The sequence below is a fragment of the Rhodopseudomonas boonkerdii genome (assembly GCF_021184025.1).
Lineage (GTDB): Bacteria > Pseudomonadota > Alphaproteobacteria > Rhizobiales > Xanthobacteraceae > Tardiphaga > Tardiphaga boonkerdii.
Window position 1 is genome coordinate 3,911,098 of the sequence record NZ_CP036537.1, and the last position, 23,694, is coordinate 3,934,791.

At 63.2% G+C, this 23,694-nt stretch carries 24 protein-coding genes; 20 read left to right on the plus strand and 4 right to left on the minus strand.

Annotated elements, in window-relative coordinates:
• Positions 1–89 precede the first annotated feature (89 nt).
• Positions 90–1,739, plus strand: coding sequence for a glycosyltransferase family 39 protein (locus tag E0H22_RS18015; protein WP_233022363.1), 1,650 nt, complete (start codon positions 90–92; stop codon positions 1,737–1,739).
• A gap of 60 nt (positions 1,740–1,799) precedes the next feature.
• A complete protein-coding gene (gene bla / locus E0H22_RS18020; RefSeq protein ID WP_233022364.1) occupies positions 1,800–2,657 on the plus strand; it encodes a class A beta-lactamase in 858 nt (285 codons plus the stop codon).
• Here bla and E0H22_RS18025 read toward each other — a convergent pair.
• Complete coding sequence (locus E0H22_RS18025) at positions 2,617–3,573, minus strand: DMT family transporter (protein WP_233022365.1); 957 nt, start codon at positions 3,571–3,573, stop codon at positions 2,617–2,619. The two genes, bla and E0H22_RS18025, sit on opposite strands and share 41 nt — an antisense overlap.
• 108 nt (positions 3,574–3,681) lie before the next feature.
• Between E0H22_RS18025 and pdxR the strand changes: the two genes are divergently transcribed.
• Together pdxR and E0H22_RS18035 are read left to right on the plus strand one after the other, a co-directional pair.
• The gene (gene pdxR, locus E0H22_RS18030; protein WP_233022366.1) at positions 3,682–5,199 is read left to right on the plus strand and encodes a MocR-like pyridoxine biosynthesis transcription factor PdxR; all 1,518 of its coding nucleotides are present in this window, start codon (positions 3,682–3,684) and stop codon (positions 5,197–5,199) included.
• A gap of 99 nt (positions 5,200–5,298) precedes the next feature.
• Positions 5,299–6,081 carry a class II aldolase/adducin family protein gene (locus E0H22_RS18035; RefSeq protein WP_233022367.1) on the plus strand — a complete coding sequence of 261 codons (783 nt, stop codon included), beginning with the start codon at positions 5,299–5,301 and terminating at the stop codon, positions 6,079–6,081.
• Positions 6,082–6,313: 232 nt separating this feature from the next.
• On the opposite strand, the gene E0H22_RS18040 is transcribed toward E0H22_RS18035, so the two are convergent.
• Both E0H22_RS18040 and E0H22_RS18045 read right to left on the minus strand, forming a co-directional pair.
• Positions 6,314–7,720 carry a M20/M25/M40 family metallo-hydrolase gene (locus E0H22_RS18040; RefSeq protein WP_233022368.1) on the minus strand — a complete coding sequence of 469 codons (1,407 nt, stop codon included), beginning with the start codon at positions 7,718–7,720 and terminating at the stop codon, positions 6,314–6,316.
• Positions 7,721–7,782: 62 nt separating this feature from the next.
• Positions 7,783–9,408 carry a helicase HerA-like domain-containing protein gene (locus E0H22_RS18045; protein WP_233022369.1) on the minus strand — a complete coding sequence of 542 codons (1,626 nt, stop codon included), beginning with the start codon at positions 9,406–9,408 and terminating at the stop codon, positions 7,783–7,785.
• 359 nt (positions 9,409–9,767) lie between these two features.
• On the opposite strand from E0H22_RS18045, the gene E0H22_RS18050 reads away from it, so the two are divergent.
• The 16 genes from E0H22_RS18050 (at position 9,768) to E0H22_RS18125 (ending at position 22,413) form a co-directional block, all read left to right on the plus strand.
• On the plus strand, positions 9,768–10,127 hold the full coding sequence (locus E0H22_RS18050; RefSeq protein ID WP_233026416.1) for a DUF2267 domain-containing protein: 360 nt from the start codon (positions 9,768–9,770) through the stop codon (positions 10,125–10,127).
• A 62-nt stretch (positions 10,128–10,189) separates the two neighbouring features.
• Entirely contained in the window at positions 10,190–10,597 is a 408-nt protein-coding gene (locus tag E0H22_RS18055) for a DUF4332 domain-containing protein (protein ID WP_233022370.1), read from the plus strand.
• 111 nt (positions 10,598–10,708) lie between these two features.
• On the plus strand, positions 10,709–11,542 hold the full coding sequence (gene folP / locus E0H22_RS18060; RefSeq protein ID WP_233022371.1) for a dihydropteroate synthase: 834 nt from the start codon (positions 10,709–10,711) through the stop codon (positions 11,540–11,542).
• 29 nt (positions 11,543–11,571) lie between these two features.
• Positions 11,572–11,937 carry a dihydroneopterin aldolase gene (folB, locus tag E0H22_RS18065; protein WP_233022372.1) on the plus strand — a complete coding sequence of 122 codons (366 nt, stop codon included), beginning with the start codon at positions 11,572–11,574 and terminating at the stop codon, positions 11,935–11,937.
• Positions 11,938–11,955: 18 nt separating this feature from the next.
• The gene (gene folK, locus E0H22_RS18070) at positions 11,956–12,447 is read left to right on the plus strand and encodes a 2-amino-4-hydroxy-6-hydroxymethyldihydropteridine diphosphokinase (protein WP_233022373.1); all 492 of its coding nucleotides are present in this window, start codon (positions 11,956–11,958) and stop codon (positions 12,445–12,447) included.
• Between the two features lie 161 nt (positions 12,448–12,608).
• Positions 12,609–14,474 (plus strand): methylmalonyl-CoA mutase family protein, encoded by a 1,866-nt coding sequence (locus E0H22_RS18075; RefSeq protein ID WP_233022374.1) that lies wholly within the window; start codon positions 12,609–12,611, stop codon positions 14,472–14,474.
• A gap of 3 nt (positions 14,475–14,477) precedes the next feature.
• Positions 14,478–14,945, plus strand: coding sequence for a GFA family protein (locus E0H22_RS18080; RefSeq protein WP_233022375.1), 468 nt, complete (start codon positions 14,478–14,480; stop codon positions 14,943–14,945).
• 18 nt (positions 14,946–14,963) lie between these two features.
• Entirely contained in the window at positions 14,964–15,365 is a 402-nt protein-coding gene (locus tag E0H22_RS18085) for a hypothetical protein (RefSeq protein ID WP_233022376.1), read from the plus strand.
• Positions 15,362–17,518, plus strand: a complete 2,157-nt coding sequence (gene scpA, locus E0H22_RS18090) for a methylmalonyl-CoA mutase (protein ID WP_233022377.1) — start codon at positions 15,362–15,364, stop codon at positions 17,516–17,518. The genes E0H22_RS18085 and scpA overlap by 4 nt, the downstream gene beginning before the upstream one ends.
• A 35-nt stretch (positions 17,519–17,553) precedes the next feature.
• Entirely contained in the window at positions 17,554–17,871 is a 318-nt protein-coding gene (locus E0H22_RS18095) for a nucleotidyltransferase family protein (RefSeq protein WP_233022378.1), read from the plus strand.
• Positions 17,871–18,206 (plus strand): HepT-like ribonuclease domain-containing protein, encoded by a 336-nt coding sequence (locus E0H22_RS18100; RefSeq protein ID WP_233022379.1) that lies wholly within the window; start codon positions 17,871–17,873, stop codon positions 18,204–18,206. The genes E0H22_RS18095 and E0H22_RS18100 overlap by 1 nt, the downstream gene beginning before the upstream one ends.
• Positions 18,203–18,991, plus strand: a complete 789-nt coding sequence (locus E0H22_RS18105; protein ID WP_233022380.1) for a DUF3298 and DUF4163 domain-containing protein — start codon at positions 18,203–18,205, stop codon at positions 18,989–18,991. Before E0H22_RS18100 ends, E0H22_RS18105 begins: the two co-directional genes overlap by 4 nt.
• Positions 18,988–19,977, plus strand: a complete 990-nt coding sequence (gene meaB / locus E0H22_RS18110) for a methylmalonyl Co-A mutase-associated GTPase MeaB (protein WP_233022381.1) — start codon at positions 18,988–18,990, stop codon at positions 19,975–19,977. The genes E0H22_RS18105 and meaB overlap by 4 nt, the downstream gene beginning before the upstream one ends.
• A 10-nt stretch (positions 19,978–19,987) precedes the next feature.
• A complete protein-coding gene (locus tag E0H22_RS18115; RefSeq protein ID WP_233022382.1) occupies positions 19,988–20,647 on the plus strand; it encodes a pyroglutamyl-peptidase I in 660 nt (219 codons plus the stop codon).
• A 125-nt stretch (positions 20,648–20,772) separates the two neighbouring features.
• Positions 20,773–22,023, plus strand: coding sequence for a multidrug effflux MFS transporter (locus E0H22_RS18120; protein WP_233022383.1), 1,251 nt, complete (start codon positions 20,773–20,775; stop codon positions 22,021–22,023).
• Positions 22,024–22,149: 126 nt separating this feature from the next.
• Entirely contained in the window at positions 22,150–22,413 is a 264-nt protein-coding gene (locus E0H22_RS18125) for a hypothetical protein (RefSeq protein ID WP_233022384.1), read from the plus strand.
• Between the two features lie 831 nt (positions 22,414–23,244).
• Here E0H22_RS18125 and E0H22_RS18130 read toward each other — a convergent pair.
• On the minus strand, positions 23,245–23,613 hold the full coding sequence (locus E0H22_RS18130) for a hypothetical protein (RefSeq protein ID WP_233022385.1): 369 nt from the start codon (positions 23,611–23,613) through the stop codon (positions 23,245–23,247).
• Positions 23,614–23,694: the final 81 nt, after the last annotated feature.

A 23,694-nucleotide genomic window follows, 5' to 3' on the forward strand; every position in this document is an offset into this window, starting at 1 on the left:
AAACGCGCTATACCGATGCCGGGGAATGAGGCTCAAAAAGCGCAATGCCGAGCCATTGTTTGGGTTGGGACACCGGATCGTCTATAGCCATGTCATCGATTACGACTGCGGCCATCGAAACGCCCGCGCGGCGCTCGGTGGAGAAGACGTGTGACGACCTCGCCATCCTGGCGCTGGTCGTGATCAGCATCATCGCGAGCTTCACATTCCGGGATTACGGTCTCGGCTGGGACGATTATACCCATGCCGAATATGCCGATCTCCTGCTGAAGATGTATGGCAGCGGTTTCCGCGACACCGGCGCCCTTTCCTTCGCCAATCTGTATATGTATGGCGGCGGCTTCGATATGGCGGCCGCGCTGCTGCACAAGGTGATCCCGCTCGAACTGTTCGAGACGCGCCGCCTGCTCGGCGCCATCGTCGGCATCATCGGCATCGCCGTGACGTGGCGCGTCAGCCGGCGGATCGCAGGTCCCATTGCCGGCCTTGTCACGCTGCTGCTGCTCGCGCTGTGCCCGACTTTCTATGGCCACATGTTCATGAACCCGAAGGACGCTCCCTTCGCAGTAGCCATGATCGTCCTGATGCTCGGCCTCGTGCGTCTCGTCCAGGAATATCCGGCCCCGTCCACACGCACGGTGTTGATCCTCGGCATCGGCGCCGGCTGCGCGATCGGCTGCCGCATCCTCGCCGGCCTGACGCTGATCTATGCGCTGATCGGCTTCGCACCGCTGTTCCTTGAGGAATGGCGCACCCAAGGCGGGCGCGAAGCGATCCGCCGGCTGCTCCATGTTGTCTATCTGCTGCTGCCGGGCCTCGCCTTCGGCTACCTGATCATGGGCCTGATCTGGCCGTGGTCAATCCTGGAGCCGGCCAATCCGCTGCGCGCCCTCACCTATTTCTCGCACTTCTTCGAGAAGCCGTGGAAGGAAATGTTCGACGGCGCCATGATCTCGGTGCCGGACATGCCGTGGTCCTATCTCCCCACGCTGTTCGCGCTGCAGCTGCCGGAAGTGCTGATCACGCTGCTGGCCGGCGGCATCGCGCTGACGATCGTTGCGACCTCGCGCAAGAATGTGCCGGCGCGCCGCAAGACGATCCTGCTGATGCTCACCGCCGCAGCGATGCTGCCGCTGATCATCGCCATGGTGAAACGTCCGGCGCTCTACAACGGCATCCGCCATTTCGTCTTCGTCATTCCGCCGATGACCGTGCTCGCCGGCATCGCTTTCGCCTCACTGATGGATTGGCTGCGCGTCAATCATCGTGGCGCACAGGCGGCCGCAGTCGCTGCACTGTCTTTCGGTCTGATGCTGCCGATGGCGGAGATGATCCGCCTGCATCCGTATCAATACACGCACTTCAACTATGTTGCCGGCACCGTACGACACGCCGACGCGCTATACATGCTCGATTACTGGGGTCTCGCGCTGAAGCAGGCATCGGACGCGTTAAAGGAGCAGATCGACGAGCGGCAGGAACATCCACCGGCCGGTCGCAAATGGAAGGTCGCGGTATGCGGGCCGCAGCGTCCGGCCCAGGTCGCACTCGGTCCCGATTTCACCATCGGCTGGGACAGCCACGCTGCCGACTTCGCCATGACGCTCGGCGAGTTCTACTGCAAGGGCCTCACCGCGCCCGTGGTCGCCGAGATCAAGCGCGACGACGTCGTCTTTGCCCGCGTATACGACATTCGCGGCAGCAGCATTTCCAGCCTGCTGGCGATCCCGGCGCCATAAGCGCCGGGCATCGGCATCCGTCGCCATCATTTCTCCGTCTTCGGCTGCGAGCGAGACGAGATGATGATCGATCGCCGCACGTTCCTGCTCACCGCATCCGCATTCGCCGCCACGCCTGCCTTTGCGAAAGACGTCCATCCAGCGCTGCTCGCCTATGAACGGGACAGCGGCGGACGGATCGGGCTCTATGCCAGAAATCTGGTGAGCGGTGCCGAACTCGCCTGGCGCGACGTCGAACGCTTCGTCATGTGCAGCACCTTCAAGGCGTCGCTCGCTGCCTGCGTGCTTGCGCGCGTGGACCATGGCAAAGATCGCCTCGATGCGATGATCGCCTATACGGAGAAAGATCTGCTCGCCTATGCGCCGGTCGCCAAGGAAAATCTCGCAAAGGGCGCGCTGTCGGTCGGCGACATGGCTAAGGCGATCGTCGAACTGAGCGACAACACCTGCGCCAATCTGCTGCTCGCACGGATCGGCGGACCCAAGGCCCTCACCCGGTTCTGGCGCGACAATGGCGACGTCACCTCGCGCCTCGACCACAACGAGCCCGCGCTCAATCGCACGCCGCCCGGCCGCGTCGAAGACACCACAACACCGCGCGCGATGGCCCTGACTCTCGAGCATCTCGCCCTCGGCGATGCACTGCAGCCGCGATCGCGGGCGCAATTCGTCGACTGGATGGTGAACTGCAAAACCGGCGCCAATCGCCTGCGCGCCGGCCTCCCCTCATCCTGGAAAATCGGCGACAAGACCGGCAATAACGGCAAGGACGCCGCCGGCGATATCGCTGTGGTCTGGCCTGCGCCGGATCGCCCCGTGATCATCGCCGCCTATACGCGCGGCGGCGCACCGACCGCTTCGCAACTGGAGACCGTGTTCAAGGCGATTGGCGAGATGGTCGGGCGGGAGCTGGGATAGGCGCCTCAACCGGCTCACCATCCGGTTTCCTGCGTGACATCGTCCCGATCACAATTCCCCCGAGGATCGTGGCCATCGCAACGATCAGCGACAGCTCGATCGCCTCGCCTAGCACCAGCGCGGAAATCGCAACGCCCATCACCGGCGTTGCCAGCAGGCCGAGGGATGTGATGGTGGCCGGCAGGCTGCGATTGATGATCACCATCGCCCAATGCGCCAGCGCCGTGCCAAAGATCCCGCCGAACAGCAATGCGCCGACAAGTTCGCGTGTCCATGCGATATCGGGGACACCTTCGCGGATCAGCGCCAGCGTCGTCAGCAACACACTCGCGAGCAACGCCTGCCAGACCACCAGCTGAAACGGCTCGGAGACCCAGCGGTGGCCACGCACATAAACGATGTTCGCCGCCCAGCACACGGCCGCAAGCAATAGCAGACCGCTGCCGATCAGCGCATTGCCGTTGCTCCAGTCGAAGGCCGACGGGTTGAACATCACGGCGATGCCGGCCAGCCCGAGCACGATGCCCGCCAGACGCTCCCTCGGAACAGGCTCACGCAATAGCAACCACGCGGCGGGCGCGACCCATAGCGGCGTGGTGTAGCCGAGCACGATGGAGCGCCCCACCGGCACGAATTGCAGGCCGAAAGCGACCAGCGCCGAGAACGCGCCCATATGCAGCAATGCGACGCTGGCAATCACCGGCAGATCGCCGCGCCGCGGCACGACGAATTGCCGGCGCACGAGCACAATGGCCGCCAGAGCGAGCGCCGCAACGATCGCCCGGAGCGCCACCGACCACAGCGGCGGAATGTGCTGCACCAGAAATTTCGTCAGCGTCCAGTTCAGCCCCCACATGGTGACGACGACGGCAAACAGCAGCAATGCCACGCGGCGTGACAGGGGATGGTCGGTCATGTCTTCATCTCGCAACTTCGGTGCGTGACGCACTCGACAGAGGGAGGACACTAGGTTTTACTGGCCCTAAATAAAGATCCATTTTTCTAAAAATAATTGAGCCAGTTGATGGATGACATTCTCGCGGGGCTGATCGATATCGAGCGCGGAGCCGCGAGCAACGAGACGTTGACGCGGCAGCTCTACGATCAGCTCCGCGCGGCAGTCCTGAGCGGCGCACTGCCGCCAGGTCAGCGCCTTCCATCAAGCCGCGAATGCGCACGGCAACTCGGCATCGCACGCAACACCGTCTCTGTAGTCGTCGATCAACTCGCGATGGAGGGCTATCTCACCGTGGCGCGGGGACGGCGCCCGATAGTGGCCGCCGCCGGTGACAAGCCGCTGCAGACCGGACGAAAAATTGCGCGCACCAAGCCCAAACCGGTGGCGGTGTCGCACTGGGCCGAGCGCGTGCGAAAATCGGCCTGGCCGTTCATTCATAACGGTCCGCCGCGGCCGCTGGCCACGGTGCTGGCCGATAGCCGGCTGTTTCCCCATGACATCTGGGCGCGGTGTCTGCGACGCGCGGCACGACGCGCGCCAACCGGCGATCCCGCGATCAATCGTGCATCGCTGCGCGCAGCCCTGCTCCGCCATCTCACCGAGCATCGCGGCGTCCGGGCCGAGGCGCGGCAGATCATTCTCATGCCATCGGCGCAGGCTGCACTCGAGCTGATCGCTCGCGTGCTGCTCGATGCCGGCGATCTCGCCTGGGTTGAAAGCCCCGGTTATGGCGGTGCACGCGCCGCACTCGATGCCGCCGGCGCCACGGTGCGCGGCATTTCGCTGGACCGCAATGGCCTGGCCTTCAGGGGCCGTAAAGACCGCCCGCGCCTGATTTTCGTGACGCCGTCGCATCAGCATCCCACCGGGCGGCTGATGCCGGTCAGCCGTCGGCAACAGCTGCTCGGCTTCGCGAACGAGGTCGGCGCAGCGATCATCGAGGACGATTATGACAGCGAATTCCACTATGACGGCCGGCCCGTCGCTGCGTTGCAAGGCCTCGATGACAGCGGCCGCGTGTTCTATGTCGGCACCTTCTCGAAATCGATGTTCTCGGAGGTCCGCAGCGGCTACGCCATCGTGCCGCCAGACCTAGCCAATCTGTTCGAAAAGGCGCAGCGTCACGGCAGCCACATCGTGCCTGCCCCAGTGCAGGACGCGTTGGCCGAATTCATCGACGACGGCCACTTCGCCGCGCATATCCGCAAGATGACGCGCGTCTATCGCAGCCGTCGCGATCACCTCCTGCAAGCGCTGGGTGCTGCTGCGGGCGAGCACCTGACGATCGAGCCGCCGGCCGGCGGAATGCAACTGCTGGCACATCTCGCGCCGCATTGGGACGATGGCGATGTCGTTGCATACCTGGCACAGGAAGGCGTCACCGGGCGTGCCCTGTCGCAACATTTCACCGGACCGGTGACCGGCAAAGGGTTGTTCCTCGGTTTCGCTGCCTGGAACGAGACGGAGATCGACAACGCCGCCGCCGTCATCGGCGACGTGCTGCGTCGCATGAGCGTATCCCGGCGTCCGCGCGCTTCGGTCAATCGCAGGCCGCCGCAATCGCTCTCGCACCCGAAAGCATGACTGGCCCGCGGACCGCCCGGCTTGCTGCCTCGTCGGGGCAGGACTAGGCTCACGCTAGCAAACGCCTGGATACTGCCAGGCAATCCGGGAGCACCCATCATGTCACCAGCCGAAGCCGCCCATCTCAAAGCCGTGCCATCGAACATGACCGAGGCCGAATGGGCGCAGCGCGTCAACCTCGCCGCGGCCTATCGCCTCGTCGCACTCTATGGCTGGGACGATCTCATCGACACCCACATCTCCGCGCGCGTGCCGGGTCCCGAGCACCACTTCCTGATCAATCCCTATGGCCTGATCTTCGAGGAGATCACCGCATCGAGCCTGGTGAAGGTCGATCTCGACGGCAACCTGCTCAGCGAAACCGACTACCACATCAATCCGGCCGGCTTCACCATCCACTCCGCGATCCATGAAGTGCGCGAGGATGCCGGCTGCGTGATGCATCTGCACACGCCGGACGGAACCGCGGTCGCTTCCTGCATGGACGGCCTGCTGCCGCTGAACCAGACAGCCCAGCTCGTGATCCCGGACCTCGCTTATCACGACTATGAAGGCGTCGCCCTCGATCACGACGAACGCCCGCGCCTGCAGAAGGATCTCGGCACCAAGAACGCCATGCTGCTGCGCAATCACGGCACGCTCACTGTCGGGCGCTCGGTCGCCTCGGCGTTCGAGCGCATGTATTATCTGGAACGCGCCTGCACCATGCAGGTCCGCACCCGCATTCTCGGTGATACTGCCTATCCGGTCGATCAAGCCGTGATCGACAAGAATGCCGAGCTGGTGTCGAACCCCGACCGCGCCGAACTGCGCTCGACCCAGCTCGTCTGGCCGCCGATGCTGCGCAAGCTCGACCGCCGCGATCCGTCTTACCGGACGTGAGATTCGTGCTATAAGGAGGTTACAGACCTCTACACCGACGACAAAACGCTGCCCAATCCCGGGCGGCGTTTTTTACGTTGGCGGGATCGCGCGCGGACGCCCCGTCCAGCTCAGCCCTCATCCTGAGGAGCGCGCCGCTTGGCGTGCATCTCGAAGGATGGCCGCAAGCGCGAGCCCCGCCAGTTCATGGTTCGAGACGGCGCGTTGCGCCTCCTCACCATGAGGGACAGCGCTATTTCTTCACTTCCGCCAGCGCCGCGATGATGCGGACCCAGGAGCGGATACCTTTCTGGAAGCTCCTCACATCGTATTTTTCATTCGGCGAATGGATGTTGTCGTCATCCAGCCCGAAGCCGATCATCAGGGAGTCTAGCCCGAGCGTGCGTTTGAAATCCGCCACGATGGGAATGGACGCTCCGGAGCCGATCAGGACGGCCTGTTTGCCCCATTCCTCGCTCAGGGCATCGCGTGCGGCGGCCAGCGGCTTCATGTTCCAGTCGAGTGCAATGGCCGGCGCGTTCGAGTGATCGAGGAATTCAGCCGTGCAGTCTCCCGGAAGCCGGTCGGTCACGAACTTCCGGAACGCATCGCGGATCTTGCCGGGGTCCTGACCTTCGACGATGCGGAACGAGACCTTCGCCGAGGCATGCGAGGCGATGACGGTCTTCGACCCTTCGCCGGTATAGCCGCCGACAATGCCATTGATGTCGCAGGTCGGACGGGAGGTGATCTGCTCGATCAGTTCGCGATCCTTCTCGCCAGCCGGAATCGAAAGGCCGATCGGCTTCAGGAAGGTTTCCGGCGTCAGGCCGAGCCCCTTCCACTGCTTCAGGATGTCCGGCGGCAGGTCCTTTACGCCGTCATAGAAGCCGGGAATGGTGATACGGCCATCATCGTCATGCAGCTTGCCGAGAATATTGGTCAGGACGCGGATCGGATTACGCGCGCCGCCGCCATAGATGCCGGAATGCAGATCGCGGTCGGCGGCGGTAATCTTCACCTCTTCATAGACGAGACCGCGCAGCGCCGTGGTGATTGCGGGCGTCGAGGGGTCCCACATGCCGGTGTCGCAGACCACAGCGAAATCCGCCGCGAGTTCCTTTTTGTGCGCTTCGAGGAACGGTACGAAATTCTTCGAGCCGACTTCCTCCTCGCCTTCGATGCAGATGGTGAGATCGATCGGCAGCGCACCCGTCACCTTGACCCAGGCGCGGCAGGCCTCGACGAAAGTGGAGAGCTGACCTTTGTCGTCTTGTGCGCCGCGGGCGACGATGATGTCGCGACCATCGGCATGCTTGGTCACCACCGGTTCGAAGGGCGGGCGGTGCCAGAGCTCGAGCGGATCGACGGGCTGCACATCGTAATGTCCGTAAAACAGCACATGCGGGCGGTTGCCGGTATTGCCCTTGGCCGTGGCGACGATGGCCGGATGGCCCGCGGTCGGCCGCACCTCGGCCTTGAAACCAAGCGCCTCGATCTCACCGGCGAGATGCTGCGCAGCCTTTTTGCAATCGTCCGCAAAGGCGGGATCGGCGGAGATCGATTTAATCCGCAACAGAGCAAACAAACGTTCCAGTGCTTTGTCGAAATCGCCATCGACATGCGCGAGGACGGAGTTCAGTTGCGACGATACCGACATGGCGAATTCCTTCAAACCTGTTCCATCGAGAACCGGTCGCACAAGCGCAACCGGCAAAACTGTCAGCGCTTCATGATCCCGCCCAGCGCGCCGCGTACGATCTCGCGGCCGATGGAGCTGCCGAGCGAACCGCCGACCTGCTTGCCCACATTGGCAACGATACCGCCGACCACCTTGTTGGTAACGGAGCGCGTGACGCTGCGTGCGATCACCTGTCCGGTGGTGAGCCGGCCGCGCGACGTATTGGTACCGAAGATGCTGCCGACGATGCCGCCGAGCGTGCCAAGGAAACCGCCGCCGTCGGGCCCTGCCGTTCCGGCCTCGGCCGGCGTCGCCGCATTGCCCGCGACACGCCGTTGCAGCATCTCGTAGGCAGAATCCGAATCCACCGCGGTGTCGTATTTGCCCTTCACCGGGCTGGCATTGAGGATCGCCTTACGCTCCTCCGGCGTAATCGGCCCGATGCGCGCCGTGGGCGGCCGGACCATCACGCGCTGGACCATCGCCGGCGTACCATTCCCTTCAAGGAAAGATACCAGCGCTTCGCCCTTGCCGAGTTCGGTGATGGCCGTTGCCGTATCCAGCTTCGGATTGGCACGGAAGGTGTCCGCAGCAGCAGCCACCGCTTTCTGGTCGCGCGGCGTGAAGGCGCGTAAGGCATGCTGTACGCGGTTGCCGAGCTGCGCGAGTACGCGATCGGGCACATCGATCGGATTCTGGGTGACAAAATACACACCGACGCCCTTCGAACGGATGAGACGAACCACCTGCTCGATCTTGTCCATGAGGGCTTTCGGCGCATCGTTGAACAGCAGGTGCGCCTCGTCGAAGAAGAACACCAGCTTCGGCTTCGGCAGGTCGCCGACTTCCGGCAACTCCTCGAACAGTTCCGACAGCAGCCACAACAGGAAGGTCGCGTAGAGGCGGGGGCTGGCCATCAGCTTGTCGGCGACAAGGATGTTGACCATGCCGCGGCCGTCGCGATCGGTCCTGAGAAAATCTTTCAGCTCCAGCGCGGGCTCGCCGAAGAATTTATCGCCCCCCTGGTTCTCCAGCACAAGCAATTGCCGCTGGATGGTGCCGACTGTCGCCTTGGAGACATTGCCGAAGCTGGATGCGGAGGCGCGGATCTCGGCGAGCGGATCGACCTCATCCTTCTTGACGGGCTTCGGCACGATCGCATCGAGCAGCGAACGCAGGTCCTTCATGTCGAGCAGCGTCAGGCCATTCTCGTCGGCGACGCGAAACGCGACATTGAGCACGCCTTCCTGCACATCGTTGAGATCGAGCAGCCGCGCCAAAAGCAGTGGCCCCATCTCCGAAACCGTAGCGCGAACCGGATGGCCCTGCTCGCCAAACACGTCCCAGAAAATCGTCGAGAACTGATCGGGCTGAAAAGTCAGCCCCATCTCCTTCGCACGCTGCAAGATGAAGTCCTTGCCCTCGCCCACTTCGGCGATGCCGGACAGATCGCCTTTGATATCCGCTGCGAAAACCGGAACACCTGCGCGGGCAAAGCCTTCGGCCATCACCTGAAGCGATACTGTCTTACCGGTTCCCGTCGCGCCGGTGACCAGGCCGTGGCGATTTCCGAGCGCCAGTGTCAGCCAGGCTTCGTGGTCACCCTTGCCGATGAAAATCTGCTTGTCGGTATCGCCCGCTGTCGAACTTGCCGTGCTCGGTGCCATCTGATCGCCTCCGGATCGCCTATCGCGCATCAAAAAGATTCAAAGAATATTCGCGGCGCTTCATCATCTTACCGCATGTTGCAGAGCGAAGGCCAGCGACGCATGTCGCGATATCCTGTCGCCTAGAAGCGCTTGCACGCACCAGACGGCATACGAATTTTTCCAAACCAGCGCGCTCTTGTGAACGCACACCATTGACCGAAATTTCACACTTGCGATTGCATTGCTGCAACACCCGGCGCGCGATCACATTGAATCGACCGCCGAACCAACGCGTGTGCTTGAAATTCGAATCACACCGGCTCAAGATGATTTTTCAAACGAAGGACACCGGTTCAACCGGTGTGAGGCGGGGCATCATGGATGAATTGATCAAAGCGCTGACCGCAAAGGTCGGTATCGATGAGGCTGTGGCCGAGAAAGCCGTCGGCAGCATTCTCGAGTTCCTCAAACGGGAAGCCCCTTCCGAACCGTTCAACGCACTGGTGGCACAGATTCCCGGTGCGGAAGCTGCGATTGCAGCCAATGAAGGCGGCGGCTTCAGCATGCTGGGCGGCGGCCTGATGGCGCTTGGCAGCAAGCTGATGGGTATGGGCCTCGGCATGGGCGAGATCCAGAGCGTCGCCCGGGAACTGTTCAAATTTGGACGTGAGAAGATCGGCTCTGATGCGATTGACCAGATCATTGCGGGCACCCCCGGCCTCAGTCAGTTCGCCTGACGACGCAGCCGCCGCGATCATCTTCCGAGCGCCAGGCGCCTTTCTTCGAACATTCGAGTATCATGGCTTATTCTATTTCCGAGATTGACGGTCTGACGGCTTTCGCCGCGACCCGGCTGAAAAAAGCAGGCATCCGCACCATGGAAGGCCTGCTGGAAGCCGCTCATTCCGCCAAGTGCCGGAAAGATCTTTCCGCCCGGACAGGCTTCACCGAGCAACAATTGCTGGAATGGGCCAATCTCGCCGACTATCTCCGCATCCCCGGCATGGGCAAAGCCAAGGCCGAACTGCTGCGCGCGTCCGGCGTTTCCACGGTGCGTGAACTGAAGTATCGCAACCCCGCCCGCCTCGCCCAGGCGATGCGCGAGGCCAATGAGAAGCGCAAGCTGGTGCGCGTGCTGCCATCGGAAAAATCCGTCGGCGAGCTGATCGAAAAAGCCCGCCAGTTGCCACTGAAGATCTCGTATTGAGGCGCCGAAGGGCGGATTGGGCGAAGCCTTAATCCGCCCTTACTTCGCCACGCCCGCCCAACGATCCAGCTTCACCTTGACTCCCTCGCCGCCCGCGCGCAAACGGGCCGCATGATCGCAACGTCCGTCCAGGCACCGCCCGACCTCGCCGCCCTGCTGGCGCGACCAGCGCCGGCCGTGATGGGAATCCTCAATCTCACGCCGGATTCCTTCTCCGACGGCGGGCGCTTCAATGTGCCGGGGCGCGCGCTCGCCCACGCCCGTGCGATGATCGCCGCCGGCGCCGACATCATCGATGTCGGTGCGGAGTCCACCCGCCCTTACGGATCGCAGCCGGTTTCTGCGGACGACGAATGGCAGCGGCTCGCACCGATCCTTCCCGATATCGTGGCGCTCGGCGTTCCGCTATCCATCGACAGCATGAAGGCCTCGGTCACCGCGCGCGCGCTCGAGGCCGGCGTCGCCATCGCCAACGACGTCTGGGGTCTGCAGCGCGATCCCGACATGGCGCGTGTGGTCGCCGAACATGGCGTACCGGTTGTCGTGATGCACAACCGCGATGATGTCGATCCATCGCTCGACATCATGGCCGACATCGCAGCCTTCTTCGCACGCACGCTGGATATCGCCGCCAAGGCCGGCATCGCCGAGCGCCACATCATTCTTGATCCCGGCATCGGCTTCGGCAAGACGCCTGAGCAAAGCATGACCGCGCTCGCGCGGGGAGACGAGCTGGCTCGCTTCGGCCTGCCGGTTCTGGTCGGCGCCAGCAGAAAGAAATTTATCTCCACCATCGTGCCGTCCGAGCCGCAACAGCGATTGGGCGGATCGCTCGCCGCCCACTTGCTCGCAGCGCAACGCGGCGCGAAGATCATCCGCGCCCATGACGTCGCCGAGACGGTACAGGCGCTGCGCGTTGCAGCTGCCATCGAGGACAAGCGCTGAGCCTCCGCGAAGCCACCAGGAAACATGCGATGACCGACATGATCTTCATCAAGGGTGTCTCGGTGCATGCCCATCACGGCGTGCTCGACTATGAGGGCGTCGTCGGCCAGCGCTTCATCATCGACCTCGAACTCGACACCGATATCGACCTCGCCTCGCGTAGCGATCGCCTCGCCGATACCGTGTCCTATGCGAATGTGGTCGCCACCGCCGTCGCCGCGTTCAAGGATACCAATTACAAACTGCTGGAACGCGCCGCCGGCGCCGTCGCCGACGCCATCCTCGCCGAGTTCTCGAAGATCAGCGCCGTCAAGATCACGGTGCACAAGCCGCATGCACCTATCGCCGCCATCTTCGACGATGTCGGCGTCGTGCTGCGCCGGGCGCGGACCTGATCCATGAGGTCTTAAGCAATGGCAAGCGTTCTGATCGCGCTCGGCGGCAATGTCGGCGATGTCCGCGCCACGTTTCGCAAGGCCATCGGCAACATTTGCGGCATGGCCCAGGCTGGCCTCGTCGCGCGTTCTTCAGATTACCAGACGCCGCCGGTCGGCGACATCCCGCAGGCCAATTTCATCAATGCGGTGATCGAGATCGATACCGATCTCGATCCGCACGCTTTGCTGTTCACCCTGCACAAGATCGAGCACAAATTCGGCCGCAACCGCGCCAGCGAAGTCCGCTGGGGTCCGCGCCCGCTCGATCTCGACATGATCGCCTATGACGACGTGGTGATGATCAAGCCCGAACTGGTGCTTCCCCACCCCGCCGCCACCCAGCGTGCCTTCGTGCTGGTCCCGCTGGCCGAGATCGCACCGGCGCGGAAGATCGCGGGGAAGACAGTCGCCGAGCATCTGGCGAAACTCTCGATCCAAGGCATTGTGAAGTTGCCGGCGCTGGACTGATCCGAAGTTCCGGCATGTGCCGGGACGCGCGGTCGGCCCAATCTGGTCGCGGGCCTGCGCCCAAATCCGCGCATCCCCATGCCTGAACAGGCATTGGCAACCCCTTCGTCCCATGGCATTTTCCGGCCAAATACGAATTGTCCGGGAGTAAACTGTTCCACATGTCGACTGCGACTGATGACATCAGGCTGGCCGCCGATTTCGCGCCCGCAAATTATGAAAACTGGCGCAAGCTGGTCGATGGCGTGCTGAAAGGCGCGCCGTTCGAGAAGCTGATCAGCAAAACCTATGACGGCATCGCCATCCAGCCGATCTATGCCCGCACGCCGGATGCCATGCCGATCAGCGGCCGTGCTGCTGCGGCACCATGGCAGGTCATGCAGCGCATCGATCATCCCGACGCTGCGAAGTCGAACCGTCAGGCACTGCACGATCTCGAAAACGGCGCCACCGGCCTGACGCTGGTGTTCGAAGGCGCCAATGGGGCGCGCGGTTTCGGCCTCGCCGCCTCGCAAGAAGCCGTCGCAACGCTCCTCGATGGTATCTATCTCGACGCCGGCATCGGCATCGAACTGCAGGCCGGTCCGCAATCGCGCATGGCCGTCACCTGGCTCGCCGACGTCATCAAGACGCAGGGCATCGATCCTGCCAAATGCGATATCCGCTTCGGTCTCGACCCAATCGGCGCCTGCGCGGTCTGGGGCACCAGCGCCCATGGCTGGGACGAGATCGCTCCCGTCGTCACCGATACGGTCAAGAAGCTCGACGATGACGGCTTCAAAGGTCCGTTCATGGTTGCCGACGGCCGCATCATTCACGATGCCGGCGGCTCCGAAGTGCAGGAGCTGGCCTATACACTCTCGGTGCTGCTCTCTTATCTGCGCGCGCTCGACGATGCAGGCTTCTCGCTGGAGAGTGCGCGCAGCATGCTCTATGCACGCCTCACTTCCGATGCCGACCAGTTCCTCACCATGGCGAAGTTTCGCGCGCTGCGCCTGCTCTGGGCGCGCATCGAGGAGAGCTGTGGGCTGAAACCGAAGCCGCTGTTCATCGCCGCCGAAACCGCGTGGCGCATGATGACCCAACGCGATTCCGCGGTGAACATGCTGCGCGCCACCATGGCGACGTTCTCCGCCGGCCTTGCCGGCGCCAATTCCATCTGCGTGCTGCCGCATACGCTGGCGCTCGGCATGCCCGACTCCGGCGCGCGCCGCATCGCACGCAATACCCAGCTTATCCTGCTTGAAGAGTCCAATCTCGCCAGGGTCACCGATCCTGCCGCCGGCGCCGGCGGCATCGAGACGCTGACCCGCGAACTTTGCGATGCCGCGTGGGCTATGTTCCAGGACATCGAAAAGGCCGGCGGCGCATTTGCTGCATTGGTGTCGAACACGATCCAGCCGAAGGTCGCCGCTACCCGCGCCGCGCGGCAGGCCGCCGTTGCCAAACGCCGTGACGTGCTGACCGGCGCCAGCGAGTTTCCCAATCTGCAGGAGACCCGCGCTTCGGTGCTGAAGGTGAAGCCGATCCCCGCCAAGCCCTATGGCAAGGACAAGATCAAATTCCCCGCACTGGAGCCGCTTCGCCTCGCCGAGCCGTTCGAGGCGTTGCGCGACAAGTCCGACCACATGCTCGCCCGCAAAGGCGCGCGGCCGAAGGTGTTTTTGGCCAATCTGGGCACGCCTGCCGATTTCACGGCGCGCGCGACCTTCGCCAAGAGCTTCTTCGAGACCGGCGGCATCGAGGCCATCGACGCCGACGGCTTCACCGATCCGGCCACGCTCGCTGACGCCTTCAAGGCGTCAGGTGCCACGCTCGCCTGCCTGTGTTCCTCGGACAAGCAGTATCCGGCGCACGCGGCAGCCGCAGCCAGGGCCCTGCAATCGGCCGGTGCCAGGCATATCTATCTGGCAGGGCGTCCCGGCGACCTCGAAGCCGATCTGCGGGCGGCCGGCGTGCAGGATTTCGTGTTTGCCGGCGGCGATGCACTGGCGATGCTGGTGCAAGCCTACGCCCTGGTGGAGTGAGCGATGACGGATGCGGCGCGCAAACCCATGCTGACCGGCGGCTGCCAATGCGGCGCGATCCGCTTTGCCGTGACCGCCGCGCCGACGCGGGTGAGCATCTGCCATTGCCGCATGTGCCAGAAGGCCACCGGCGCGCCTTTCGCCTCGCTCGCCGATATTCCGAACGAGCAGTTCGCATGGACACGCGGCACGCCATCGGCCTTCAAGTCATCGTCGATCGCCGAACGTGACTTCTGTGCGAAGTGCGGCACGCCGCTGAGCTATCGCCGCATCGGCGGCCCGAATATCGAGATCATGACCGGCGCCTTCGACCGGCCGGACCGCGTGGTGCCGACCAAGCAATTCGGCAGCGAGTCACGCCTCGGCTGGGTCGGCAATGTGTCGAACCTGCCGAGCAAGACGACGGCACAGAATTACGGACCGGAGCAGATGGCCAGCGTGTTCAGCTATCAGCATCCGGATCATGATTGAGATGGTGGGAATTGACACATGTCTCAACAAAGCGAACTGAACCAACTCGAGGAAGAGCGAATTCGCTTGCAGTCGATGATCGACTATCACAATCCACCGAGATTTGTTCCGCTATGGGTATGGGCCTGCGCACTGTTGGCGGGCTTCGCGATACTTCTCGGCCGTGTTCTCATATCCGGACTGATGGCGGGCGAATACACATTGTCGAGTGTCGCAGCGTGGTCCGCAATCTTGGGACTGCTGGTCTACCTTATGACGCGCCCTATTACTTTTTTGGGCGTTGAAACGACGTTTTTTGAAGTCGTTCTTGGTCTTTTAAGCGGCTTCCCAAGCGGCCGGCCGGCCGGCGAGCCGCAGATACGTCAGCGGCTCGCTGATTGCGAAACAAGAATCAAGAAATTGAAGGAACGCCACTCGTGAGCAAGATTCCCAACTTCGCCGACATCGCCTTCGCGCCAATCTCTCCGGCCGCGCCCAAAGGCAGCGCCGAGCCGTGGCTGACGCCGGAAGGCATTCTGGTCAACCCGGCCTATAGCGAAGCTGATGTCAAAGGCATCGATTTTCTGAACACCTGGCCGGGCGCGGCGCCCTTCCTGCGCGGGCCCTACCCGACCATGTATGTCAACCAGCCCTGGACGATCCGGCAATATGCCGGCTTCTCCACCGCGGAAGATTCAAACGCCTTCTATCGCCGCAATCTCGCCGCCGGACAGAAGGGCCTCTCGGTGGCTTTCGATCTCGCCACCCATCGCGGCTATGACAGCGATCATCCGCGCGTGGCCGGCGACGTCGGCATGGCCGGCGTCGCCATCGACAGCATCTACGACATGCGCACGCTTTTCGCCGGCATCCCGCTCGACCAGATGAGCGTGTCGATGACCATGAACGGCGCGGTGCTGCCGATCCTCGCGCTTTATGTGGCCGCGGCGGAAGAGCAAGGCGTGCCACCGGAGAAACTCACCGGAACTATTCAGAATGACATTCTGAAAGAGTTCATGGTGCGCAACACCTATATCTATCCGCCGGCCCCCTCGATGCGGATCATCTCCGACATCTTCGCCTACACCTCGCAGCGGATGCCAAAATACAATTCGATCTCCATCTCCGGCTATCACATGCAGGAAGCCGGAGCGACGCAGGACCTAGAACTCGCTTATACGCTGGCAGACGGTGTCGAATATCTACGCGCCGGCATGGCCGCGGGCATCGATGTCGACAAATTCGCACCGCGCCTGTCGTTCTTCTGGGCGATCGGCATGAACTTCTTCATGGAAGTCGCCAAGATGCGCGCCGCGCGGCTGCTGTGGGCCAAGCTCCTGACGCAGTTCAATCCGAAGGATCCGAAGTCGCTGAGCCTGCGCACCCACAGCCAGACCTCTGGCTGGTCGTTGACGGCGCAAGACGTTTTCAACAATGTCATGCGCACCACCGTCGAGGCGATGGCTGCAACGCAGGGACACACCCAGTCGCTGCACACCAATGCGCTCGATGAAGCACTGGCACTGCCCACCGATTTCTCGGCCCGCATCGCACGTAACACCCAGCTGTTCATCCAGCAGGAGACCGGCACCACCCGCATCATCGATCCGTGGGGCGGCTCCTATTATGTCGAGCGCCTGACGCACGATCTCGCCGTGAAGGCATGGGGGCACATTCAGGAAGTCGAAGCGCTCGGCGGGATGGCGAAGGCCATCGAGGCCGGCGTGCCCAAGCTGCGCATCGAGGAAGCCTCGGCGAAGACCCAGGCGCGCATCGACGCCGGCCGTCAGGCGGTGATCGGCGTCAACAAGTACAAGCCCGAGAGCGAGACGCCCATCGACGTGCTCAAGGTCGACAACTCCAATGTCCGCCGGCTGCAGATCGACAAGCTGAAGCGCCTGCGCGGCGAACGCAATCAGGCCGATGTCGACGCCGCCATCCATGCGCTGACGCGCAGCGCGCAGGACGGCACCGGCAATCTCCTCGCCCTCGCAATCGACGCGGCGCGAGCCAAGGCCACCGTCGGCGAAATCTCCGACGCGATGGAAAAGGTGTTCGGCCGTCACCGCGCCGAGATCAAGTCCATCACCGGCGTCTACAAGCGGGAAGCATCGAGCATGAGCAACAAGGTCGCCGAAGTGCAGGCATTGATCGACGCCTTCGAGGACGCCGAAGGCCGCCGTCCGCGCATCCTCGTCGCCAAGATCGGTCAGGACGGCCACGACCGCGGGCAGAAGGTGATCGCGTCGGCCTTCGCCGATATCGGCTTCGATGTCGACATCGGGCCACTCTTCGCCACCGCCGATGAGGCCGCGCGTCAGGCCGTCGAGAACGACGTGCATATCCTCGGCCTCTCCTCCCTCGCCGCCGCGCATCTCACTGCGGTGCCCGAACTCAAGGCCGCGCTGAAGAAGCAGGGCCGCGAGGACATCATGATCATCATCGGCGGCGTCGTGCCGCCACAGGATTACGACGAACTGTACAAAGCCGGCGCAGAGGCGATCTATCCGCCGGGGACGGTGATCTCGGAAGCGGCCGAGGAACTGATCCACAAGCTGAATGCGCGACTGGGGCACAGCGAGGCTGCGGAGTAGCTGCGGCGTCACGACCAATGTGATAGGATCACGGAATGACGGACGTGATCGACATCCCCTTGGAGACCATCCTCGCAAAACTGCGAGCGATTGCGCCTGCCATCGAGGCAGAGGGTGTGACACGGCTCGCGGTGTTCGGTTCGCGTGCTCGAGGCGATGCACGACCGGATAGCGATCTGGATATTCTGATCGAGACGAAGCCGTACGTTTCCGGTCAGCGCGCTTTCGACTATTTCAAGGTTCTACATTTGATCGAAGATACCGTGGGGCTGAAGCCGCACATGTCGTCTCCCGAAGAACTCACGCCGCGTATCATGGAACGTATGGCCGACGATCTGATCGAGGTTCTGTGATGCCGCCTTCCACGGAAGATCGACTAGCAGACATTCTGGATTTCGCGGCCGAGATCGAAGATATCCTCAAGGACGTCGACTACGAGACATTCAGAGCCAAGCGCCGCGTTCGTCATCTCGTCGAGCGATACCTGGAAATGACATGTGAAGCAGCTCTCAAATTGCCAGATCGGATGAAAACTGAAGCGACAGCCATAGATTGGCGCAAGATGAACAATTTCGCCAATGTGCTGCGCCACGCTTATCACACCACGCGAATCGATCTTCTCTGGGACATCGTTCACGACCAACTGCCATCTCTCAAAGCGTTCGCTGAAAGCCGCATCCGCGAATGATCCGCTTCTCCCCCTCCCGCTTGCTTGCGCCCGCACTACTGCTCGCTGTCTCCTGCGCAGCCGCCGCCGAGCAGAAGCCTGATATCCTGCTCAAGGCCAAATACACCGAGGTCGCCGTCTCCTTCGACAATGAGATCAAGACCGATGCGCCGCTGCTGAAACATCTCACAGCGGCCGGCAAGACTTGGGCCTCCAAGACGCTCAAAGAGTTGGTCGAACAGCGCAAGGACATGAACGACTTGCCCGCCGATATCCGCAATCGGCCCTGGTCGTCCGAGCGCGGCTATGTGCAGAGCGCACTGATCGCAAATCGCTATGCCAGCATCGTCCGTAGCGAGTTCAGCTACACCGGTGGCGCACACCCCAACCACGGCAGCGACACGCTGCTGTGGGACAAGCAGGCCGGCAAGATGATCAGCATCCGCCCGTTCTTCACCGAGCTTGCCGACGGCGGCCCGGCGATGGCGGCGATCCGCAATGCCGTGGTTGCTGATCTCAAGGTCGAGAAGAAAAAGCGCGACAGCGACAATCCCGATATGAGCCTCGTCGATGCGCTGGAGCCCAAACTGCTGAAGATCGGCCCGGTATCGCTGACGCCATCGACCTCGGCAGGCAAGAGTTCCGGCCTCACCTTCCATTACAATCCCTACGCGGTCGGCGCCTATGCCGAGGGCGACTATACGGCTTTCGTGCCGTGGCAGACGCTGAAGCCATATCTTTCGGCGGAGGGCACTGCCATCTTCGGCGGTGCCAGACCACCTGACGAGAGCGACAAGCCGAAGTGACACCCGCAAAGCCCATCGACATCGACACGCTCGCCCGCGACCTCCGCGCCGGCAGCCGCGCGGCACTGGCGCGGGCCATCACGCTGGTTGAAAGCCGCCGTGCCGATCATCAGTCGGCCGCACGCGATCTCGTCCAGAAACTGCTGCCGCATACCGGCAGCGCCTTCCGCATCGGCATTACAGGTGCCCCCGGCGTCGGCAAGTCGACGACCATCGACGTCCTCGGCATGTATCTGATCCAGCAAGGCCACAAGGTGGCCGTGCTCGCCGTCGATCCCTCCTCGGCCCGCACCGGCGGGTCGATCCTCGGCGACAAGACACGAATGAGCGACCTGTCGGCGCATCCCGATGCCTTCATCCGGCCCTCGCCGTCTTCAGGCACCCTCGGCGGCGTCGCCGCCAAAACACGCGAGGCAATGCTGCTGGGTGAAGCAGCCGGCTTCGATGTCGTGCTGGTGGAGACGGTCGGCATCGGCCAGTCAGAGACAGCGGTCTGCGACATGACCGATTTCTTCCTTGCCCTGATGCTGCCCGGCGGCGGCGACGAGTTGCAGGGGATCAAGAAGGGCCTGATCGAACTCGCGGACATGATCGCCATCAACAAGGCCGATGGCGACAATCTCAAGCGCGCCAACATCACCGCTGCGGATTATCGCGGCGCATTGCACATCCTCGCGCCGCGCTCCGAACACTGGCATCCGCCCGTCGTGACCTATTCGGCGCTCGCCAAGACCGGCATCGCTGAATTGTGGGAGAAGGTCGTCGCGCATCGCACCGCGATGAATGCGTCCGGCGATTTCGCCGCGCGCCGGCGCGACCAGCAGGTGAAGTGGATGTGGACCATGCTGGAGGATCGCCTGAAGGCGCGGCTGCGCGGCGATCCGCTCATTCGCGGCAAGCTCAAGCAGGCCGAACGCGATGTCGCCGACGGCAAGATGACGCCCGCCGTCGCGGCCGAGGCCATCGCGGATCTGCTGAAGGATTGAGGACCCGTCGATGAGCGAGGCACCGCGCATCCTCATCACCGGCTTCGGCCCCTTTCCCGGCGCTCCCGTCAATCCGACCATGCCGCTGGTGCGGAAGCTCGCGACACTGCGCCGCCCTGCTCTCGCCGACGTCACTCGCATCGCTCACATCTTCGACGTCACCTATGCCGCCGTCGATCGCGATTTGCCGGAGCTGATTGCGCATCATCGTCCCGATGCGCTCGTCATGTTCGGGCTCGCCGCGCGCACGCCGGACATCCGCATCGAGACGCGGGCCCGCAATGCCGTCTCCATGCTGTGGCCCGATGCGGACGGCACGCCGGTGCGCCGCGGCTTCATCGTGCGCGGCGCCCGTGCGCAGATGTTCGGCCAGCATACTGCGCTTCTCTTGCAGGCTGCCCGTCGCGCCGGCGCCCGTGTCCGCATCTCACGCGATGCCGGGCGCTATCTCTGCAATTACCTGTCCTGGCGAGCCATCGAGGCAACCCGGGCGCCAGGCGGCCCCGCCCTCGCAGCCTTCGTCCATGTGCCGCTCACCGCCACCGATACGGCTTCGCGGCGAATGACCGTGAACGAACTCACCGACGCCGGCGAGGCGCTTCTGCGGGAAATGGTCCGCCTTGTCCGCGCCGGCCGAACTGCGCCCGGGATCGCAGCGGATATCGCCTGAACTTCGGCCATCCGCAGGAAAATACCGCCTGCCATGCGGCCGGACGCGATGCAGCCATGCTGAAACCTGTCTTGTGCAGCGCAGCATCCACGATCAAATGGCGACCATTTTCCAAGGACCGTTTCGTGACCGATATCAACGCCGACGCCCCGGTGGCCTCGCCGGCCCACCGTCCCATGACATTCGCCGAATTCGTCGCTGTGATCGCCTCCATCATGGCGCTGAATCCCATGGCGATGGACATCATGCTGCCGGCGCTGCCGCATCTGGGCGCAGCCTTCAAGATTGCCGATGCCAATCACCTGCAGACGGTGCTGTCGGTGTTCCTCCTCGGCTTCGGCGTCGCGCAATTCGCCATCGGCCCGCTGTCGGATCGCTATGGCCGTCGTCCGGTCCTGCTCGGCGGTATCGCCGTTTATTGCGTCGCCAGCGTATTGGCGCTGCTCGCGCCGTCATTCGAAATGCTGCTGCTCGCCCGCCTGTTGCAGGGGCTCGGGACTGCGGCGACCCGCGTGATCGCGGTCTCCATCGTGCGCGACTGTTACTCCGGCGGCCGCATGGCCGGGGTGATGTCGCTGACCATGATGGTGTTCATCTCCGTGCCCGTGGTCGCGCCCTCGTTCGGACAGGCCCTGATGCTGCTCACCGAATGGCGCGGCATCTTCGTCGTGCTGATGGTCTACGGCCTGCTGGCGCTGGCCTGGACCGCCCTGCGCCTGCCGGAGACGCTGCCGGTGTCGAAGCGCCGTTCGCTGGCGATCCGCGACGTGCTGTTTGCCTATCGGCAAACCGTCAGCCACCGGCAGACCATCGGCTACGGCATCGCCGCCGGCACCCTGCAGGGCGCGCTGTTCGCCTTCGTCTTCACCTCTCAGCAGGTGTTCACCGAGATCTTCCATCTCGGAGCATATTTCCCGCTCGCCTTCGCTTCCATTGCTTTCGGCATCGCCATCGCCGGATTTTTCAACGCCCGCGTCGTCCATCGTTTCGGCATGCGAGCGCTCTCGCATGCCGCGCTGGTGGGCTTCGTCGCGGTTGGCGCCCTGATGCTGCTTGCGGCAGCGACCGGCTTCCTGCCGCTCTGGCTGTTCATCGCGCTGTCGATGCTGATGATGTTCGCCTTCGGCCTGATGTTCTCGAATTTCACGGCATTGGCGATGGAGCCGCAAGGCCATATCGCCGGTACCGCCTCTTCGCTCTACGGCACGCTGACCACGCTGCTTGGCATCGCCATCGGCGCGTTCATCGGCCAGCACTATGACGGCACTCTGTTGCCGTTCGCGACCGGCCTGTTCGCCTGCACGCTCGCCGCTCTGGCGGTCGTCGTGCTGATCGAAAAGGGCCGCCTGTTCAGACCCCACCAAGCGATGGGCTGAACGCCCGCGCGTGCTGCCTCGGGCGGCCGCGCGACATTGCAATGCCCGTTGAAATGCCAGCGGCGCGCGGGGAGAACCCGGCGCCGCGATGAACGTTATTCAACCGCCATGTTACGGAGCAATCCGATGCCCTATGCACTGTTCTGCGACGACGCCAAATTGAGCAAGGCCTATCCGACCGAAGCCGACGTCTGGAAACTCGCGGCCGAGAGCGGCCTCGTCACCGATGTGGCAAGCAAAGACGGCCAGCCGACGCCGCGCCGCGTGCTCGACAACGATTACGAAATCCGGCCATGTCAGGCGGAAGCCGGCGAGTGCCCCGAGAAGAACGAGCGCGATGCGCAACAGCAGAAGGATTTTCATCTGCAGCTGACGGGACGGAGTGTGTGAGGCTTCGCGCTGCTCGCAGTGTCCTCGCAGAGTGGATGAGCAAAGCGTCATCCGCCGCGGTCTTCGCCACACGCAATCGGCGGATTACGGCTTCGCCTCATCCGCCCTACGGATGATGCGGTCGTTTCCCGATCGACCTGTCAAACAGCCCCGTCCATTCCATCACCCGCGCGATCGCGTTCTCGCGGCGCGTTTGCGCCCGAGTTTTGCGCATTCCCACCTCACCCCCTCGAAAGAGGGCGTGCGGAACGCCGGGTGCCCGATGCACCCTTGGTGCCTGATGCCGATGCGGTACTCCGCAAGGGTATGCATCAGGACTTTCGGAATGATCGAGCAAGCTCGACGTTCCGCACGCGGTGTTCGGCTTGCTCGTGTCGCCGGGGTCGTCGACCCGTCTTGACCCGTTCCGCCCAAGGCGATGGGCCGGGACAGAGCACTTTGGCCGGACGCCGCCGCGAGGGTCGTCCGTCGTGCGTGACCCCAAATCGGTCCATCCGAAGGTGAGACATCTCCACGCCAGTGGCAGGTCTGGCACGGGTCCGTCCCGCCCGCAGGCGAACGTCTTCAAGGCACCGCGCGACGCCCAAGCCTTGGCGTCCACCGCATCCAGCCCCGCGAACGTGACGATCGCGCTCGCCCCTCTCACCGGGGCCGGACAACGCGGAACATAGTCCTTTACGGAATTCAGTCAAGAACAAAATAGGAATATTTTACACGAGCGGCAGGGCGCATGAGCGGAGCGTCATACGCCGTTCTTCGCCGCATGCCTTCGGCCGGCGGACTAAGCCTACGGCTCATCCGCCCTACGGCCTATGCCGAGCTTTCTCATCCTCAATGCCTGAACTTGGCCTGCCCCGATTTTCCGTCCGCCGTCTTCAGCGTGATGCTCACCGACGCGCCCTTGGCGATGTCGGCTTTGGCTTCACCCTTGAGCGCATTGCCGGAGGCTGTGAGCTGCAGGGTTTCGCGTTTGCTGCCGGCGCTCAGCAAGGCCGAACCGGAATAGCCCGCGGTTGGCAGCGGCTTGTTGGCTTCGTCGAGAATGTTGAAGGTCAGCGTCTTGCCGGATGCAACCATCTCCACATGGACGCCGGCGACATCCTCCATCGGTCCGCCATTCGGCCCCTTCTGATGGACGTGTTGCGCCATCGTCGGCGTCGCGAACAGCAATGCGGACGCAACGAGCAGAAACTTCTTCATCAGTGGTCTCCTTATGAGTGAGGTGATCGTAGGGCGGATGAGTGAAACGTAATCCGCCGGCCGAGGTCATTGTTGAAACTC

Excerpts from the sequence above, each read along its gene's own strand:
- E0H22_RS18015 (WP_233022363.1), top strand. The coding sequence starts at position 90 with ATGTCATCGATTACGACTGCGGCCATCGAAACGCCCGCGCGGCGCTCG.
- bla (WP_233022364.1), top strand. The coding sequence starts at position 1,800 with ATGATGATCGATCGCCGCACGTTCCTGCTCACCGCATCCGCATTCGCC.
- E0H22_RS18025 (WP_233022365.1), bottom strand. The coding sequence starts at position 3,573 with ATGACCGACCATCCCCTGTCACGCCGCGTGGCATTGCTGCTGTTTGCC.
- pdxR (WP_233022366.1), top strand. The coding sequence starts at position 3,682 with ATGGATGACATTCTCGCGGGGCTGATCGATATCGAGCGCGGAGCCGCG.
- E0H22_RS18035 (WP_233022367.1), top strand. The coding sequence starts at position 5,299 with ATGTCACCAGCCGAAGCCGCCCATCTCAAAGCCGTGCCATCGAACATG.
- E0H22_RS18040 (WP_233022368.1), bottom strand. The coding sequence starts at position 7,720 with ATGTCGGTATCGTCGCAACTGAACTCCGTCCTCGCGCATGTCGATGGC.
- E0H22_RS18045 (WP_233022369.1), bottom strand. The coding sequence starts at position 9,408 with ATGGCACCGAGCACGGCAAGTTCGACAGCGGGCGATACCGACAAGCAG.
- E0H22_RS18050 (WP_233026416.1), top strand. The coding sequence starts at position 9,768 with ATGGATGAATTGATCAAAGCGCTGACCGCAAAGGTCGGTATCGATGAG.
- E0H22_RS18055 (WP_233022370.1), top strand. The coding sequence starts at position 10,190 with ATGGCTTATTCTATTTCCGAGATTGACGGTCTGACGGCTTTCGCCGCG.
- folP (WP_233022371.1), top strand. The coding sequence starts at position 10,709 with ATGATCGCAACGTCCGTCCAGGCACCGCCCGACCTCGCCGCCCTGCTG.
- folB (WP_233022372.1), top strand. The coding sequence starts at position 11,572 with ATGACCGACATGATCTTCATCAAGGGTGTCTCGGTGCATGCCCATCAC.
- folK (WP_233022373.1), top strand. The coding sequence starts at position 11,956 with ATGGCAAGCGTTCTGATCGCGCTCGGCGGCAATGTCGGCGATGTCCGC.
- E0H22_RS18075 (WP_233022374.1), top strand. The coding sequence starts at position 12,609 with ATGTCGACTGCGACTGATGACATCAGGCTGGCCGCCGATTTCGCGCCC.
- E0H22_RS18080 (WP_233022375.1), top strand. The coding sequence starts at position 14,478 with ATGACGGATGCGGCGCGCAAACCCATGCTGACCGGCGGCTGCCAATGC.
- E0H22_RS18085 (WP_233022376.1), top strand. The coding sequence starts at position 14,964 with ATGTCTCAACAAAGCGAACTGAACCAACTCGAGGAAGAGCGAATTCGC.
- E0H22_RS18095 (WP_233022378.1), top strand. The coding sequence starts at position 17,554 with ATGACGGACGTGATCGACATCCCCTTGGAGACCATCCTCGCAAAACTG.
- E0H22_RS18100 (WP_233022379.1), top strand. The coding sequence starts at position 17,871 with ATGCCGCCTTCCACGGAAGATCGACTAGCAGACATTCTGGATTTCGCG.
- E0H22_RS18105 (WP_233022380.1), top strand. The coding sequence starts at position 18,203 with ATGATCCGCTTCTCCCCCTCCCGCTTGCTTGCGCCCGCACTACTGCTC.
- E0H22_RS18115 (WP_233022382.1), top strand. The coding sequence starts at position 19,988 with ATGAGCGAGGCACCGCGCATCCTCATCACCGGCTTCGGCCCCTTTCCC.
- E0H22_RS18125 (WP_233022384.1), top strand. The coding sequence starts at position 22,150 with ATGCCCTATGCACTGTTCTGCGACGACGCCAAATTGAGCAAGGCCTAT.
- E0H22_RS18130 (WP_233022385.1), bottom strand. The coding sequence starts at position 23,613 with ATGAAGAAGTTTCTGCTCGTTGCGTCCGCATTGCTGTTCGCGACGCCG.